The sequence below is a fragment of the Streptomyces sp. NPDC002574 genome (genome assembly GCF_042889545.1).
In the GTDB taxonomy this organism is placed as follows: Bacteria; Actinomycetota; Actinomycetes; order Streptomycetales; family Streptomycetaceae; genus Actinacidiphila.
The window spans coordinates 160,992-176,551 of the sequence record NZ_JBIARB010000017.1; the positions used below are offsets into that span (position 1 = coordinate 160,992).

General features: G+C 72.5%; 11 protein-coding genes, 1 pseudogene and 2 riboswitches. Of the genes and pseudogenes, 4 read left to right on the plus strand and 8 right to left on the minus strand.

All coding sequences use genetic code 11. The annotated features are described in order from the left end of the window. Nucleotides 1-168: 168 nt before the first annotated feature. Nucleotides 169-798: pseudogene (locus ACFYXS_RS34095) on the minus strand (molybdopterin-dependent oxidoreductase); the annotation flags it as partial. Between the two features lie 202 nt (nt 799-1,000). On the opposite strand from ACFYXS_RS34095, the gene ACFYXS_RS34100 reads away from it, so the two are divergent. Continuing rightward, the gene (locus ACFYXS_RS34100; protein WP_389255340.1) at nt 1,001-1,336 is read left to right on the plus strand and encodes a hypothetical protein; all 336 of its coding nucleotides are present in this window, start codon (nt 1,001-1,003) and stop codon (nt 1,334-1,336) included. A 203-nt stretch (nt 1,337-1,539) separates the two neighbouring features. Then, nucleotides 1,540-1,686: riboswitch (cobalamin riboswitch) on the plus strand. 183 nt (nt 1,687-1,869) lie between these two features. Beyond that, nucleotides 1,870-4,188: a 5-methyltetrahydropteroyltriglutamate--homocysteine S-methyltransferase gene (metE, locus tag ACFYXS_RS34105; RefSeq protein WP_389255342.1), complete on the plus strand. Its 2,319-nt coding sequence runs from the start codon at nt 1,870-1,872 to the stop codon at nt 4,186-4,188. Between the two features lie 115 nt (nt 4,189-4,303). Here metE and ACFYXS_RS34110 read toward each other — a convergent pair whose 3' ends face one another. The 6 genes from ACFYXS_RS34110 to ACFYXS_RS34135 form a co-directional block, all read right to left on the minus strand. Further along, complete coding sequence (locus ACFYXS_RS34110) at nt 4,304-5,062, minus strand: CbtA family protein (protein WP_389255344.1); 759 nt, start codon at nt 5,060-5,062, stop codon at nt 4,304-4,306. 18 nt (nt 5,063-5,080) lie between these two features. Then, on the minus strand, nt 5,081-5,302 hold the full coding sequence (locus ACFYXS_RS34115; RefSeq protein WP_389255346.1) for a CbtB domain-containing protein: 222 nt from the start codon (nt 5,300-5,302) through the stop codon (nt 5,081-5,083). A 60-nt stretch (nt 5,303-5,362) separates the two neighbouring features. Further along, nucleotides 5,363-5,442: riboswitch (cobalamin riboswitch) on the minus strand. 124 nt (nt 5,443-5,566) lie between these two features. Further along, on the minus strand, nt 5,567-6,994 hold the full coding sequence (locus ACFYXS_RS34120; RefSeq protein WP_389255348.1) for a DEAD/DEAH box helicase: 1,428 nt from the start codon (nt 6,992-6,994) through the stop codon (nt 5,567-5,569). A gap of 374 nt (nt 6,995-7,368) precedes the next feature. Continuing rightward, nucleotides 7,369-8,475 (minus strand): ricin-type beta-trefoil lectin domain protein, encoded by a 1,107-nt coding sequence (locus ACFYXS_RS34125; protein ID WP_389255350.1) that lies wholly within the window; start codon nt 8,473-8,475, stop codon nt 7,369-7,371. Between the two features lie 309 nt (nt 8,476-8,784). After that, on the minus strand, nt 8,785-9,441 hold the full coding sequence (locus ACFYXS_RS34130; RefSeq protein WP_389255352.1) for a response regulator transcription factor: 657 nt from the start codon (nt 9,439-9,441) through the stop codon (nt 8,785-8,787). After that, nucleotides 9,438-10,595 (minus strand): sensor histidine kinase, encoded by a 1,158-nt coding sequence (locus tag ACFYXS_RS34135; protein ID WP_389255354.1) that lies wholly within the window; start codon nt 10,593-10,595, stop codon nt 9,438-9,440. Before ACFYXS_RS34135 ends, ACFYXS_RS34130 begins: the two co-directional genes overlap by 4 nt. 86 nt (nt 10,596-10,681) lie before the next feature. Here ACFYXS_RS34135 and ACFYXS_RS34140 point away from each other — a divergent pair, with 86 nt between their 5' ends. Beyond that, on the plus strand, nt 10,682-12,172 hold the full coding sequence (locus ACFYXS_RS34140) for a hypothetical protein (protein ID WP_389255356.1): 1,491 nt from the start codon (nt 10,682-10,684) through the stop codon (nt 12,170-12,172). Nucleotides 12,173-12,179: 7 nt separating this feature from the next. Here the strand turns inward: ACFYXS_RS34140 and ACFYXS_RS34145 are convergent, their stop codons facing one another. Then, nucleotides 12,180-12,953: a DUF1963 domain-containing protein gene (locus ACFYXS_RS34145; RefSeq protein WP_389255358.1), complete on the minus strand. Its 774-nt coding sequence runs from the start codon at nt 12,951-12,953 to the stop codon at nt 12,180-12,182. A 313-nt stretch (nt 12,954-13,266) separates the two neighbouring features. Here ACFYXS_RS34145 and ACFYXS_RS34150 point away from each other — a divergent pair. Beyond that, on the plus strand, nt 13,267-15,560 hold a 2,294-nt coding region (locus ACFYXS_RS34150; protein ID WP_389255360.1), incomplete at its 3' end, for a right-handed parallel beta-helix repeat-containing protein.

Genomic DNA, 15,560 nt, shown 5'->3' on the forward strand with positions numbered 1-15,560 from the left:
GCCCCTGCCCGGGGAGGTCGCCAGGGGCGGTGACCAGCGCATCCGGGCACCGCGTAGCCATCATGTCACCGTTGGTGCTCCCCAGGGTGCACCGGAGGCCTCCGATGACGCGTCCCTGTCGCCCGGTGCGCGGACGTTGACGTCACCCTGCCGTGTCGCCGGCGCGGCTCACAGGGGCGGACCGTCGCCGTCCTCCTCCTGGTAGGAGTGGCGCTGCTCCCTCCAGGGGTCGGCGAGGTTGTGGTAGCCCCGCTCCTCCCAGATGCCGCGGCGGTCGGCGGTCATGTACTCGATGCCGCGGAGCCACTTGGGACCCTTCCAGCTGTACAGGTGCGGTACGACCAGGTGGACCGGGAACCCGTGCTCGGCGGTGAGCTGGTACCCGTTGCGGTGCGTGGCCAGGACGGTCCGGGCGGAGGTGAAGTCCGCGAGCCGGAGGTTGGCGCTGTAGCCGTACTCCGCCCACGCCATGACATGCGTGGCGTCCCGCGCCGATGGCGCCAGCTCCAGCAGCGTGCCGGCGGCCACTCCGAACCATTCGTGGCCGGTGGAGGTGGTTCCCGACGCGCAGTGCAGATCGGCCGTGACCGAGGTGCGGGGGAGGGTGGTGAACTCCTCGAAGTCCAGAGTGCGCACCTCGCCGCCGGCGGTGGCGCCGAAGACCTTCAGGTTCCAGCGCTCGGGCCGGAACCTGGGGACGGGGCCGTAGTGCGGGACGGGCCAGCCCTGGACCGTGCGCTGCCCCGGGGGAGGTCGTGGTTGCCCACTGGCTGTTCGTCCTTCCCTGCGGGCCCATGGCGCGACGGCCGGCCCTGGCCCGTGTGCGAGGAGGCGGACGGATCCTTTCCGTCCCCTCCCGGATTCCGGCGCCGTGCCGAGAGGGCGGCGGGACCCGGCGGTCGAGGCGTGATGCGATGCGACGGCACGACCGGAAGCGCCGTGCCCGCTCTACCATGGTGCGGGGCAGAGGCGCAGACGGTGGGGGCGGACGATGAAGCGCATGGTCGGGAGATTCGCGGCAGCGGCGTACGTGGTGCTGATCGGTGGCCTCGCCATTGCGGGGGCGGCCCACGAGCAAGCGGCCTACTACCTGGTGGCGGTGGCGCTGACCCTGCCCTCGGGTGCCGTCGCGCTGCCGGTGATGTACGGGGGTTACGCGCTGATCTCGGCGGTCGGTGGGATCTGGTTCCCCGTCGCCGCGCCGGACGGCGAGGAGGCCGCCTGGCTGAGCACGGGCAGTGCGACGCTGAACGTGGTGGCGCTGATGTGCGCCGCTGTCGTCAATGTCCTGCTGGCAGAACGGGTGTTGCGCAGGCGTCACCCGGTTCACCAGTGACCCTGCTGAAGAGTCCTCTTGAGGGGGCGCGAGCCCGGGCGGCCGCCTGCTCCGCGCCGTGGAGCGCGACGGTGCCTCCTGGCGCGGCGCGCACGCCCCGACGCACCGTTCCGGAATGTGAGCGCCGCCGCCCATGAGGACGTGAGGACCCGTAGGCTGGCACGCGCAGCTGGTTCGCCCCGTCCGCCAGGCGGGATGCGTCGTAAGAGGGAACCCGGTGGGAGTCCGGGACTGCCCCGCAGCGGTGAGTGGGAACGACCGCCGTCATACGCACTGGGCCCGTCCGGGTCTGGGAAGCGACGGCCAGTAGGTGTCTGCCCCGGCAGGCGTGCCCGCGAGTCCGAAGACCTGCCCGTTGCCCGCGCACGTCCGAACGCGCGCGGACATCCCGGTGACCTCGAGGGCGGGTCGGCGTACATATCCGGTGGACGAACGCGCCTCGCCGCGCGTGCTGCTTTCACCGGTGTGTATTCCCTTCGCGCCCCCACCCCGTCCCCGGGACCTCAGGGAGTCATCTCGCGAAGGAGATATCCGTGACAACGACGTCCGCAGCCGCGGCAGCACGGGCCACCGTGTACGGCTACCCCCGCCAGGGCGGTGGCCGGGAACTGAAGAAGGCCGTCGAGGGGTACTGGAAGGGCCGCATCACCGCCGACGCCCTCCGGGACACCGCGGCCGAACTGCGCCGCGCGAACTGGCAGCAGCTCGCCCAAGCCGGCGTCCACGAGGTGCCCACCGGCGACTTCTCGTACTACGACCACGTCCTGGACACCACGGTGATGGTCGGCGCCGTCCCCGCACGGCACCGTGAGGCCGTGTCGGCGGACGCGCTCGACGGCTACTTCGCGATGGCGCGCGGCACCCGGGACACCGCGCCGCTCGAGATGACCAAGTGGTTCGACACCAACTACCACTACCTCGTTCCCGAGCTCGGCCCGGACACCGTGTTCACCGCCGACTCGTCGAAGCAGGTCGCGGAGGTCAAGGAGGCGCTCGCCCTCGGGCTCACCCCCCGGCCGGTCCTCGTCGGCCCGGTGACCTACCTCCTGCTCGCCAAGCCCGCGCCGGACGCGCCCGCGGACTTCGAGCCGATCTCCCTCCTCGAGCGGCTGCTGCCGGTGTACGCGGAGCTCCTCGCCGACCTGCGCGCGGCGGGCGCCGGCTGGGTCCAGCTCGACGAGCCGGCCCTCGTGCAGGACCGCACCGCCTTCGAACTCGGCGCCGCGGAGCGCGCCTACGGGCGCCTCGGCGCCCTGGAGGACCGGCCGAAGCTCCTCGTGGCCTCGTACTTCGACCGGCTCGGCGAGGCGCTGCCGGTGCTCGCCAAGGCACCCGTGGAGGGACTCGCGCTCGATTTCACCGAGACGGCCGCCGCCAACCTGGAAGGGCTCGCCGCGGTCGGCGGACTGCCCGGCAAGCGCCTGGTGGCCGGTGTCGTGAACGGACGCAACATCTGGGTCGACGACCTGGAGAAGTCCCTCGCCACCCTCGGCACGCTGCTGGGGCTGGCGGACCGGGTCGACGTGGCCGCGTCGTGCTCGCTGCTCCACGTCCCGCTGGACGCCGCGGCCGAGCGCGACATCGAGCCGCAGATCCTGCGCTGGCTGGCCTTCGCGCGGCAGAAGACGGCCGAGGTCGTGGCCCTCGCCAAGGGGCTGGGGCAGGGCACCGACGCCATCGCCGGGGAACTCGCCGCCAACCGCGCCGCCCTGGCATCCCGCGCTTCGTCGCCCATCACCCACGACCCCGCCGTACGGGCCCGGGCCGCGGCGGTCGGCGTCGCCGACGCCCGCCGCTCCCAGCCGTACACCGAGCGGGCGGCCGCCCAGCGCGCCCACCTCGGCCTGCCGCTGCTGCCGACCACCACCATCGGGTCCTTCCCGCAGACCGCGGAACTCCGCACGGCACGGGCCGATCTGAGGGCCGGCCGGATCGGCGAGGCGGCGTACGAGGAGCGCATCAAGACCGAGATCGCCGAGGTCATCGCCTTCCAGGAGAAGACGGGGCTCGACGTCCTCGTGCACGGCGAGTCCGAACGCAACGACATGGTCCAGTACTTCGCCGAGCAGCTCACCGGCTACCTCGCCACCCAGCACGGCTGGGTGCAGTCCTACGGCACCCGCTACGTCCGCCCGCCGATCCTCGCCGGGGACGTCTCCCGTCCGGAGCCCATGGCCGTGCGGTGGACGACCTACGCGCGGTCGCTCACCGACCGCCCGGTCAAGGGCATGCTCACCGGCCCGGTCACCATGCTCGCCTGGTCCTTCGTCCGCGACGACCAGCCCCTCGGTGACACGGCCCGCCAGGTCGCCCTGGCGCTGCGCGACGAGGTCGACGACCTGGAGGCGGCCGGGACCTCGGTGATCCAGGTCGACGAGCCCGCTCTGCGAGAGACGCTGCCGCTCCGGTCCGCCGACCGCGCCGCGTACCTGGCGTGGGCCACCGAGGCGTTCCGGCTGACCACTGGTGGCGTACGTCCCGACACCCAGATCCACACCCACATGTGCTATGCCGAGTTCGGTGACATCGTGTCGGCGATCGACGACCTCGACGCCGACGTCATCAGCCTGGAGGCCGCCCGGTCCCACATGCAGGTCGCCCGCGAGCTCGCCTCGCACGGCTACCCGCGCGAGGCCGGGCCCGGTGTCTACGACATCCACTCGCCGCGCGTGCCCGGCGTGGACGAGGCGGCCGCCCTGCTGAGGAGGGGGCTCGAGGCCATCCCCGCCGAGCGGTTGTGGGTCAACCCCGACTGCGGCCTGAAGACGCGCGGCTGGGCCGAGACGCGCGCCTCCCTGGAGAACCTGGTCGCGGCGGCCCGTACGGTGCGCTCGGAACTCTCCTCGTCCTGAACGCGGGGACGGCCGGGAGGGCGCGCACCGCGTCCCTCCCGGCCGCCCCGGCCGGGCCGCGGAAACGCGGGAGGGCCCGCGGACGGTTCCGCGGGCCCTCTTCACCGGTCGTGCCTCAGTTCGCCGCCGGGACCGTCCGGCCCGACGGGGACGGAGCGGGACGGGGCGACAGCAGGCGGTGTGCCAGTTCGCCGAAGAGGAGTCCGAAGCCGCCCCACAGCGTCACCTGGATGGCGAGGGCGGACAGCCGGAACCGCCACAGCAGGGCGGCCGGGAAGTCCGCGGGCACCTCGTTGATGACGGGGAGAAAGGCGTAGGCCAGCCCGATGGCGACGACGAATGCCGCCACGGCGACCACGGTGGCGTACCAGTTGCCCACGCGGGGCGCGAGCCGCTTGCCGAGGATCACGGCGCCGATCGCCAGCAGGACACTGAGCAGCATCATCAGGAAGTACAAGGTGGTGCGCTTGCCGATGGTGTCGGGGTCGCCCACCGAGGGCGGGTTCGCCGGGTACTTGAGGAACGGCACGACGTACACCGCCAGCAGCGCGCAGCCCGACAGCAGCAGCGCGGTCGCACGGGCAGAGAAGCGGCCGACCCGGCCGAGCGCGAAGCAGTAGGCCAGCGCGGCGATCCCGCCGAAGGCGACGCCGTAGAGGAGGACGCCGGTGGCCAGGCCGGCGGTGGACTGGAGGTGGCGGCTGACGAGTTCGACCTCGTGCTCGTGCGCCGGGGCGTGCGCCTCTTCGAAGCCGATGGCGTTGTCGACGCTGGGCTCACCGAGGAAGTAGGCGACGAGCAGGGCGAACACACCGGCGGCGAGGCCGGCGAGCATGCCGCGGACGAGGAGGTTCCTCACGGTTGCGGAGTTCATGGGAGTGCTGAGTCCTCGTCAGTGGCAGGGGAAGCCGAGCAGGTGACGGGCGTCGTGCACCCACTCGTGGACGTCCGCGCCGTTGACCACGGAGGTGGCGCCCTGCTCGGCGCCGACGAAGTACAGGAGGATCAGCATGAGGACGCCGATGAAGACGGCCCAGGGGGCGATGTCCTTCAGCGGCAGCTTGGCCGGGATGACGGGGGTGGTGACAGGCGGCTGGGCGACAGGCTGCGCCATGGCAGGTCCTCCTCGGGAGTTCGCGTCCCATCTCGGTGGTGCACAGGACGTCGGCTGCGGGTCTGACTCACCGGGCGTCCTGCCTCTGGGGGCTGCCTGGTTCACAGTGGCGCGACCGTGCCGGGTTCTCACCGGCTTCCGCCATGCCGTCGTCGTATCCGCCAAACCGTATCGCGCCGTGCGTCCGAGGCCAAGACCGCACCGTCCTCAGGGAGTCGTCGTCAGCGCGCCGGCCGTGACGCGCGTGTCACCGTGCGCCCGCGGTCACTTGCCCCGGCGGATCCGGGCGGCCTCGCGGGCCGCGGCCATCTGGCGGGCCTCGGCCGCCTTGCGGGACTCCCGCCCGGAGCGCGAACCCAGGCCGCGGAACGGGGCATTGCCGCGTGCCGGCGTGCTCACGGGTGCCGCGCCGGCGACGGGGACACCGGACGGGGCCTGAGCCCCGGTGATCCGGCTCAGCGCCGCCTCGCCGGAGCGCACCTGCGTGATCGTGGGGCGGATGCCCGCGTCGGACATCAGCCGGGTCATGGCGCCGCGCTGGTGGGAGGTGACCAGGGTCACCACCGTGCCGGACCGGCCGGCCCGGGCGGTCCGGCCGCCCCGGTGGAGGTAGTCCTTGGCGTCGGCGGGGGGATCGACGTTGACCACGAGGTCCAGGTCGTCGATGTGGATGCCGCGGGCGGCGACGTCGGTCGCCACCAGGGTCGTCAGCTCGCCGGCCTTGAACCGGGCCAGCGTCCGGGTGCGCTGCGGCTGGGACTTCCCGCTGTGCAGCCCCGCCGCCGGTACCCCCGAACCCTCCAGGTGCCGGGTGAACTGGTCCACCGCGTGCTTGGTGTCCAGGAACATGATCACCCGGCCGTCCCGTGCGGCGATCTCCGTGGCGGTCGCGAACTTGTCCGCGGCGTGGACGTACAGCACGTGGTGTTCCATGGCGACGACGGTCGCGGCCGCGGGATCGACCGAGTGCACCACCGGATCGGTCAGGTAGCGGTCGACCAGGGCGTCGATGTTGCGGTCGAGGGTCGCGGAGAACAGCATCCGCTGGCCACCGTGGCGCACCTGGTCCAGGAGCTCGGTCACCTGCGGCATGAAGCCCAGGTCGGCCATCTGGTCGGCCTCGTCGAGGACCGTGATCCGCACGTGGTCCAGATGGCAGTCGCGGCGCGCGACGAGGTCGCTCAGCCGCCCGGGCGTGGCGACGACGACCTCCGCCCCGGCGCGGATCGCCCCGACCTGCCGGCCGATCGACAGGCCGCCGACCACGGTCGCGAGCCTGAGGTCCAGCGACCGGGCGTACGGGGTGAGGGCCTCCGTGACCTGCTGGGCCAGTTCCCGCGTGGGCACCAGGACCAGGGCCCGGGGCCGCTTGGGCTCGGCACGCTGCCCGGCGGTACGGGCCAGCAGCGCCAGGCCGAAGGCCAGGGTCTTGCCCGAGCCGGTGCGCCCCCGGCCCAGGACGTCCCGGCCGGCCAGCGCGTTCGGCAGCGTGGCCGCCTGGATGGGGAACGGCTCGTCCACTCCGAGCTCGGTCAGGGTCCTGAGCAGGGGCGACGGCAGCTCCAGCTCGGCGAACGCCGTGACCGGCGGGAGGCCGGGGGTGACCGTCCGGGGTGCCGCGAATTCGCCCTGTGGTGCCGTGGGGCGGCCCTTGCCGCCCGAGCGGTGGTCGTTACGGGGCGAACGGTTCATGCGGAACCTTCCTCGACGGGGCACGCATCGAGGGATTCCCGGTGGAGCGGTGCGGCCGGAAAGTCGCCAGAACGAGCCGAAGACAAGACAGTGATCAGCAGCGGGCGGCCCCGCACCTTCGGTGCGGGGCCAGGTGCGTCGTGCGTGCCGGCGCCGGGCGCCGGCGCCCGGGCGACGGCGCTGCTCCCCGCGAGTTTACCCGCTGGGTCCGTTTTCCCGGTCGGGACGGCGTGGGCCGTGTGACGTGGGCCACCGCGCACGCGCCGGCGGCCGCCCGCGCGGACAGGGCCTCCCGGGTGCTCGACGGTCCCGACGACCCCGAGCTGTACGGGAGGCCCCGCTGTCACGCGTGCCCGACGGAATCTGGCGGGATGTCAGGAAGGCAGCGTCCACTGCTGGTTGGTGGAGCCGGCGCAGGTCCAGATCTGCAGCCGGGTGCCGTTGGCCGAGCTCGGCCCGGTGGCGTCCAGGCACTTGCCGGACTGCGGGTTGACCAGCGTGCTGCCGGACTTCTGCCAGACCTGCGAACCGGTGCCGTTGCAGTCGTACAGGTCCACCTTGGTGCCGTTGGCGGTACCGGCGGCGACGACGTCCATGCACTTGCCGAGTGCCCGCAGGGTGCCGTCGCTGCCGACGGTCCACTTCTGGGCGTCGGTGCCGTTGCAGTCGTAGAGCTGGACCGCGGTGCCGTTGGTGGTGGCCCCTCCGGCGATGTCCACGCACTTGCCGGCGTACCCGGAGCGGATCGGCCCCGTGCCGCCGGGGGGCGTGGTGGTGCCGCCGACCCAGGTGGTGGCCGCGGACGCCCCGACGTTGTCGATGGCGGTGTTGCTCTCGATCGGGCTGGCCACCTTGCCCGGGAAGACGATGAACGTGACCGGGCCCTCGGTGCCTCCGGTGGCGGGGTTGGGGTCGATGCCGAGCGCGGTGGCCAGCGCGTACGAGCCCTCACCGATGATGTTGTCCGGGCCCTCGTCGGCGAAGGTGGCGTACACCACCTTGCCGTTGTAGACCACGGCCGCCACGCTGCCCGGGGAGATGCCGGCGGACTGGTAGTTGAAGCGGCTGCTCGGCAGCGGAATGACGTAGTAGTGCGTCGTCTCGGAGGTGAAGGGCTGTCCGGTGGAGGTCTCGAAGGACGTCTGCGGCTGGTACCACGGGTCAGTGGCGGCATTGCAGTGCGTCGTGCCCACACCGTCGCAGTCGATGTCCATGTCCGACGTCCAGGTGTACGCGGAACCGTTCTTGCAGATCTGCACGGTCGCCGCTTCGCCGTCGTCGGTCGCGTATTTGCCGTTCGAGGCCGGTGTACAGCTCTGCGCCTTGGCCAGCAGCTGGGACGCGGTCGGCCCCGCGGCCGCCACGGCCTGCGTGGCTCCGGCGGCGTTCGATGCGGTCGCGCCGATGCCGACCGTCGCGGTCAGCGTGGCCGCGGCGACGCCGAGGGCCGCGAGGCCCAGGCGAAAGCGAGTACGCGTCATGGGTCACCTCTTCCGATCGTTGGAGAACGTCCGAACGTGTGGGACAGGGGTGGCCACCGGATTGAAAGGAAACCTTACTGACGCATACCTGTCAATGCTCTCGCGTCTGAGATCATCACGGGATGAGCGGTGCGGCGCTGACGGGTGCGGAGGGTGTCGAAGCACACATCCGGGCGTTCTTCGAGGGGCCCTTCCGCAGCGGCCGTCGACCCCGCCCCGGGGCCGGCGGCTCGACCTGGAGCACAGCATGCCGATCGGCGAACCTCGGGTGCCGGGTTCGGCCTGCGGCCACCTGCTCGTCGGCCTGCCTCACGCGATGCGGTAGCCGACGCCGGGAGTCGTGACGACCACCGGCGGCCCGCCGAGCTTGCGGCGCAGCCGTCCGACGGTCACCGTCACCGTGTTGGTGACGGGATCCGCGTTCTCGTCCCAGACCTGTTCGAGCAGCGCCTCGGCGCTCAGGAACCCGGGACTCGCCCGCAGCAGAGCCTCCAGGACCGCGAACTCCTTCACCGAGAGCACGAGTCGGCGCCCGTCGCGGACAGCGGTGCGGCGTACCGGGTCCAGCTCGATCCCGGCCGCCCGCACGATCAGCGGCCGTGCGTCCGGCTTGCGGCGGGCCAGCGCCCGGACCCGGAGGACCAGCTCCGGGAAGTGGAAGGGCTTGGCCAGATAGTCGTCAGCGCCGAGCGTCAGCCCGCTGACCCGGTCGCCGGGGGCGTCGGCCGCGGTGAGCATGAGCACCATCGGGCGATCCACCCGCTCGGTGATCATCCGGCAGAGCACGTCGCCATGGATGCGCGGCAGGTCCCGGTCCAGGAGCACCACGTCGTACGCCGTCACGTCGAGCTTCTCGGTGGCGGCCAGGCCGTCGTGCGCGACGTCGACGGCCATCCCCTGATCGCGCAGCCCCTCGGCGACGACCTCGGCGAGGTCCGGGGCGTCCTCCACGACCAGCACTCTCATGCCCGGACCTCCGCCCCCGCGCCCGGCAGCGCCACGGCCACCCGCAGGCCGCCCTCCGTGCGGGCCCGCAGGTCGAGCCGCCCGCCGTGCGCCTCCGCGACGGCGGCCACGATGGACAGCCCGAGCCCGGACGACCCTGTCCGCTCGGCGCCCAGGCGCTCGAACGGCCGGTCCAGCCGGTCCACTTCCCGCTGGTCGAGCACGGGACCACCGGACTCCACCACGAACCGGACGGCCCCGCCCTCGTCCTCCCCACCGGACACGAGGACGCGTATCCAGCCGCCGTCCTCGTTGTGCACGACGGCGTTGTCCACGACATTGCCCACGAGCCGCGCGAGCATCGCCGGGTTGCCCCGCGTCCACGTCTCCGGGCGCGCCTCGACCGTCACGCGCAGCCGCTTCGCCTCCGCCTCGGCGGCCCTCTCCGCGACGGCCTGCCCGACGAGGCCGGACAGTTCGACCGCGACGCCGCCGGCGAGCGCCCCGTGCTGCGCCCGGGCCAGCACGAGGAACCCGTCGAGCAGGTGGTCCACCCGGTCCAACTGCCCCCGCAGCCGCCCCGCGAGAGCCACGGTCGACGCGGCGGGCTCCGGCTTGGCCACGGCGACATCCAGCGACGCCCGCATCGTCGTCAGCGGCGTGCGCAGCTCGTGCGAGGCGTTCGCGACGAAGCGGCGCTGGGCGGCGAACGACGCCTCCAGCCGCTCCAGCAGGTCGTCGATGGTCTCGGCGAGATCCCTGACCTCGTCCGCCGGGCCGGTCACGGCCAGCCGCCGGTCCAGGTTGTCCGCCGAGATCCGCCGGGTGGCGGCGGTGATCAACCGCAGCGGCCGCAGCACCCGTCTCGCCAGTGTGCGGCCGATCAGCAGCGAGACCAGCGCCATCACGACCAGCGCGAGCAGCGAGCCGACCAGCAGCTGACGGGAGTGCTGAGCGTTGCCCTCGGCGAGCTGGCCCTGGAGCGCGCGGATGTGCTGCTGCGCGACGGCGAGGCTGTCCGGGGCCGCCGGGTCGTTGCCGGGGGCGGCGCGGGTGACCCTGCCGCCGGACAGCAGGAAGGTCAGCGCGAGCAGCCCGGTGCCCGAGGCCAGGAAAGCGGCGGCGTACAGGATCGTGAACCGGAGACCGACGGTGCCGGTGCGCAGCAGGGTCATGCCCCCAGCATGCCGCCCGGCACCTAACAGCGGCATGACAGGGGAGGTTCGGGCCGTGTCACGCCCCGCTCCGTACAACCGACGGCATGTCAGCCCACACACTCCTCCGACGCGAGTGGACCGCGTTCCGCCGCCCCGCACGCCTGGTCGCGCTCGCGACCGCGGCCCTCGCCGTGATCGCCCTCGGCCTGCTCTACGCCGCGGGCAACCGCGCCTCGTGCGACGGGCCGTGCCCGTCCGGTCCGGTCGCCGCGGACGGCACGGCCGTCAGCGACCAGTTCTGGTTCCGGCACCGGGACCTGGGGCCGCAGGGCAGCCTCACGGTCCGGATGACCTCCATGCACGGGACGATCACCTATCCACCGCCCGACCACGACGAGATCGTCCCCGGACTTGTCCCCTGGGCGAAGGCCGGGATCATCGTCAAGGACGGCGTCCGGCGGGGCTCCTCCTATGCGGCGCTCATGATGACCGGCACGCACGGCGTGCACATGCAGTACGCCTACCGGCACGACATCGCCGGCGGCCCGGGCGGTGTCTCCGCGGAGGCCCCGCGCTGGCTCCGCCTGACCCGGGCGGGCGACACCATCACCGGCCAGGAGTCGACCGACGGCAAGCGGTGGCACACGGTCGGGACGGCGAGGCTCGACGGACTGCCGGACACCGTGCAGGTGGGGCTCTTCGCCACGTCCCCCGGTGACCTCACGCTGCGCGAAGTCGGCCTCGGCGGCGCCATCGAGGAGGTCCGCTTCACGCAGGCGACGGGCGTCTTCGACCACGTCGACCTGACCGGCGCCGCCGGGGGCGCGTGGCGCAGCGACGCGGTGGGCGGGATGAACCACACCGACTGGGAGAAGTACCACCACGCCTCCGGCTCCACGGAGCGGGACGGTGTCATCACGGTGAGCGGCACCGGCGACATCGGACCGAGCCCGACCGACGGCGCGGTCACCGTCGAACGGATGCTGCCCGCGGGCCTGTTCATCGCGCTGCTCGTCGTCCTGATCGTCGCGGCCCGTCACGGTGCCCGCGCCGGCCGGGACACGGTGCCCCGGGGTGTCCTCGCCGCCCGGGCCGCGGTCGTCGCCGCGGCGGTGTTCGTCACCGGGCTGATCGCGGTCGGCACGGTGGTCCCTGCCGGCGGCGCGATCCTGCACGGCAACGGCATCCAGGTGCAGCCGGTCCCGGTGCTCACGGGAGTCCGCCTGGTGGCCGGCACCGCCGTGGTCCTGGCCCTCTGCGCGATCCTCGCCTTCGCACTCGGCGTACTGCTGCGCCGGGGCTGGGCGGCGATCCTCGCGGCCCTGCTGCTGGTCGCGGTGCCCTACGGCGTGACCGCCTTCCCGCTGCTGCCCGACGCGCTCGCGCAGTGGCTCCTTCGGCTCACACCTGCCGCCGGTTTCGCCGTCCAGCAGACCGCCGTCGCGTACCCGCAGGTCGTCATGCACTACGCGCCGTCGGCGGGCTACTTCCCGCTTCCCGGCTGGGCCGGGGTCGCCGTGCTCTGCGCGTACGCGCTGGTCCTGCTTCGGCTGGCCGCGGGCCGTATGCCCGGGCGCGGGCAGGACTGGCGCTGAGCGGCACTCAGCAGCACTGGACCTGCGCCACGGCCTTTCCGAAGGCCCCTGCCCGCCATGCCTCGACCGGGATCGTGAAGTACAAAGTGCCCGCGTCCCCCCTGCCCCATCCGAGGTCCGCCTCCTCCGCGAGCTGGAGGAGGTGGACCGCGGGGCCGTCGGCGTCCCGGGAGGTGACCCTCATGGTGTACGAGGTGTCCGGCCATCCGAAGGCGCGGTGACTGCCGGCGGTGTTGCCGTCGAGATCGCCCATCGCGTCGAGGACGAGCGATGCCGCGCCCCAATGCCGGTCCCTGTCGAACTCCACGTCGCCGTCCTCGACGTCCCAGCAGTCGGGGAGCATGCTCACCCCGGCCGCGTGGAGGGGCACGGCGGGGTAGCTTCTCGCCGGTTCGGGTGCGGTCGTCGCGACCGCCCGTGCCGGGTCGGCGGGGAGCACGCGGCCGGCGCCGGGTCCGGAGAGGTCCCGTGCGCGGAACGCGTCGTACGGCAGATCCGGATCGGGATGGAAGAAGTTCAGCAGGCCCGGCCGTACGGGCAGTTCGTCCCCCAGCCACCCGGCGAGGGCATCCGTGTCCCGCACGGCGTGCAGGGACAGGGGAATCCCGTGGTGTGCGGGCCACGGTGTGCCGGGCTCGAGCAGGGCGGTCCCGCCGAGCCGGCACCGCCCGGTGGCCCGGGCGTCGCCCGTCGCGCGGACCAGCCGGAAGCCGCGGCGCGCCATGGCGGCGAACCGACGGCCGGACGTCTCGCCGAGCCGCTCGGTGCACACGCGGCTCACGTCGGCCGGGTCGTCGAACTCCGTGCCGGCATCTTCGCAGCACCTCCCGGTGCCCGGGGTCCCGCACCCGGTGCGGCGGGCTTTACGGGGGACCCGGCCGAACGAGCCCGCCCCGACGGGCGATTGATCGGCAACACCTACGCGGCGATCGAACAACGCCCTATAGTGAGGCAGCGAATCCCGATTATCGATAGGCGATGGGAGCAAGATGGACTGGAAACGTCGCGTGCTCGTCCTCGGTGCCGCAGCGTCGGCACTGGCCGCGTTGATGACCGCGCCGGCATCGGCCCAGCCTGCGGGTACCACCCGCTACGTGAGCACCACGGGTTCCGACGCGAACCGCGGCACCGCGAAGTCCCCCTTCCGTACGGTGCAGAAGTGCGCGGCGACCGCGGTCGCCGGCGACACGTGTGTGATCGCGTCCGGTACCTACCGGGAGACCGTCACTCCCGCCCGCAGTGGCACCGCCTCCGCCCGGATCACCTACCGGGCCGCGCCGGGAGCGGACGTCGTCATCGACGGGAGCGACAAGGTCACCCGATGGTCGGCGGTGACCGCCTCGGACCTGAACGAGCTCCAGGCGGCCGACCCGACGCTGGACGGCTCGGACTTCTCCACGGCCGCCGCCGCGGGCAAGATCTACCGGACCGGTGTGACGCTGAACCCGGAGCTCCCCGGCAATCAACTCTTCGTCGACGGCCGCATGCTCGGCGAGGCCCAGTGGCCCTACCCCGGCACCGAGCCGACCCGCCCGCACTACAACTCGGCGGACTCGGGCACGACGGACACCCTCTACGACTCCGCGCTGACCCAGCCCGCCGGGTACTGGGACGGGGCAAGACTCACCTCCCACAACTGGTTCGTCAGCGAGACCGGCACGGTCACCGGTTCCGGCGTCGGCTCCGTGACGGCGTCCGGACTGCCCGCCTGTGTCGGCCTCAGCCCCAACCAGCAGAACCTCTACTCACTCACCGGAAAGCTGCAGGCCTTCAGCCACTCCGGCCAGTGGTTCTACGACGACGCCACGCACAGGCTGTACCTATGGATGGCCGACAGCGGCAGCCCGGCCACCCATGTGATCGAGGCCAAGCAGCGCAACGTCGCCATCGATCTGTCGGGACGCTCCTACATCTCGGTCGTCGGCATCGGCATCCGCGCGGCCACGGCCCAGACCTCCGCCTCCTCGGCCCACGACGTGCTCGACGACATCGACGCCAGGTACGTCTCCCACTACATGGACCTGGAGGCCGACCCGGGCAAGGTCACGGCGACCGACGCCTGCGACGTACTGACGGCCGGTGAGACCACCAGCGGCATCCTCCTGCGGGGCACCGCGAACACCCTGCGCAACAGCAGGATCGACTACAGCGCCGGCAACGGGGTCCTGGTCTCCGGCTCCGGCAACACGGTGACCAACACCCTCATCACGCGCGTCGACTACCGCGGCAGCTACGCCGCGGGGATCAATGTGCTCGGCAGCGACCAGACCATCACGCACAACACCGTCACCAACAGCGGCCGCAGCGACATCAACATCGACAACAAGGTCGCCGGGACGACGGCCTCCGGCCACGAGATCGCCTACAACGACCTGTCGGACTACGGGAACCTCGTCGTCGACGTCGGCGCGATCTACGTCTGCTGCCAGGTCGACCTCGCGGGGACGGAGATCCACCACAACCACCTGCACGACGCGGCACCCTTCTCGGCCAGCGCACCCGCGCCGGGCGTGTACCTGGACCTTTCCACCCACAACGCGACCGTGTACGACAACGTGGCGTGGAACCGCACCACCTACGGTGTCGTGCTGATCAACCCCAACGGGGGCAGCACCTCCGGCAACCGGGTCTACAACAACACCAGTGGCACCGACCGCAAGTCGGTCAGCCTCTTCCCGGGCACGTACGCGGACACCGAGGTGGCCAACAACATCGGTGACGCCGACACCATGGACGGAGTGTCCTCCACCCACAATCTTCCCCAGGCGGCGGGCCCCGAGTTCACGAACCCGGCGGAGCACGACTTCACCCTCGAACCGACGTCGCCCGCCCGCAACTACGCGCTGGTCCGCCCGCCGGCCACCGACGGGTACACGGACCCGGCGCCCAGCGCCGGCGCCTATCAGTACGGGGCGGCCACGTGGACGGCCGGAGTGGCGCAGGTCGTCGCCGGCCCGCCGCAGGTGACGCAGGTCGACGGCGACGCGGTGCCCGCCGGTACCGCCCCGCTGATGGCCGCCGGAGACCAGGCCCGGGTCGAGGTCACCGTCCGCAACGACAGTGCGCAGCCGGTCCTCGCACCGCGGGTGGAGCCGGCGGTGCCCGCCGGCTGGACGGCCAGTCCGATCGGCAAGGCGCCCGATCTGCTGCGCTCCCACCACTCCGCGACCTTCGCCTTCACGGTGACCCTGCCGGCAACTGCCGATCCCGGCGGTACCGCGCTGACCGCCACCACGTCGTACACGGTGATCGGCAAGAGCCGGCTGCGTCAGGAGACGTTCACGGCGGTGGATGTCGCTCCGGCGGCGCCGGACGGTGACGTCGCGCTGTCGCACCACCAGTGGATCAGCGCCGGCAGCGGCTGGATGAGCCCGACGGTCGACCAGAG

Bases quoted from the DNA above. Each gene is read 5' to 3' on its own strand.
- ACFYXS_RS34100 (WP_389255340.1), top strand. From the start codon at position 1,001: ATGGTCGGGAGATTCGCGGCAGCGGCGTACGTGGTGCTGATCGGTGGC.
- ACFYXS_RS34115 (WP_389255346.1), bottom strand. From the start codon at position 5,302: ATGGCGCAGCCTGTCGCCCAGCCGCCTGTCACCACCCCCGTCATCCCG.
- ACFYXS_RS34130 (WP_389255352.1), bottom strand. From the start codon at position 9,441: ATGAGAGTGCTGGTCGTGGAGGACGCCCCGGACCTCGCCGAGGTCGTC.
- ACFYXS_RS34125 (WP_389255350.1), bottom strand. From the start codon at position 8,475: ATGACGCGTACTCGCTTTCGCCTGGGCCTCGCGGCCCTCGGCGTCGCC.
- ACFYXS_RS34135 (WP_389255354.1), bottom strand. From the start codon at position 10,595: ATGACCCTGCTGCGCACCGGCACCGTCGGTCTCCGGTTCACGATCCTG.
- ACFYXS_RS34120 (WP_389255348.1), bottom strand. From the start codon at position 6,994: ATGAACCGTTCGCCCCGTAACGACCACCGCTCGGGCGGCAAGGGCCGC.
- ACFYXS_RS34110 (WP_389255344.1), bottom strand. From the start codon at position 5,062: ATGAACTCCGCAACCGTGAGGAACCTCCTCGTCCGCGGCATGCTCGCC.
- ACFYXS_RS34140 (WP_389255356.1), top strand. From the start codon at position 10,682: ATGTCAGCCCACACACTCCTCCGACGCGAGTGGACCGCGTTCCGCCGC.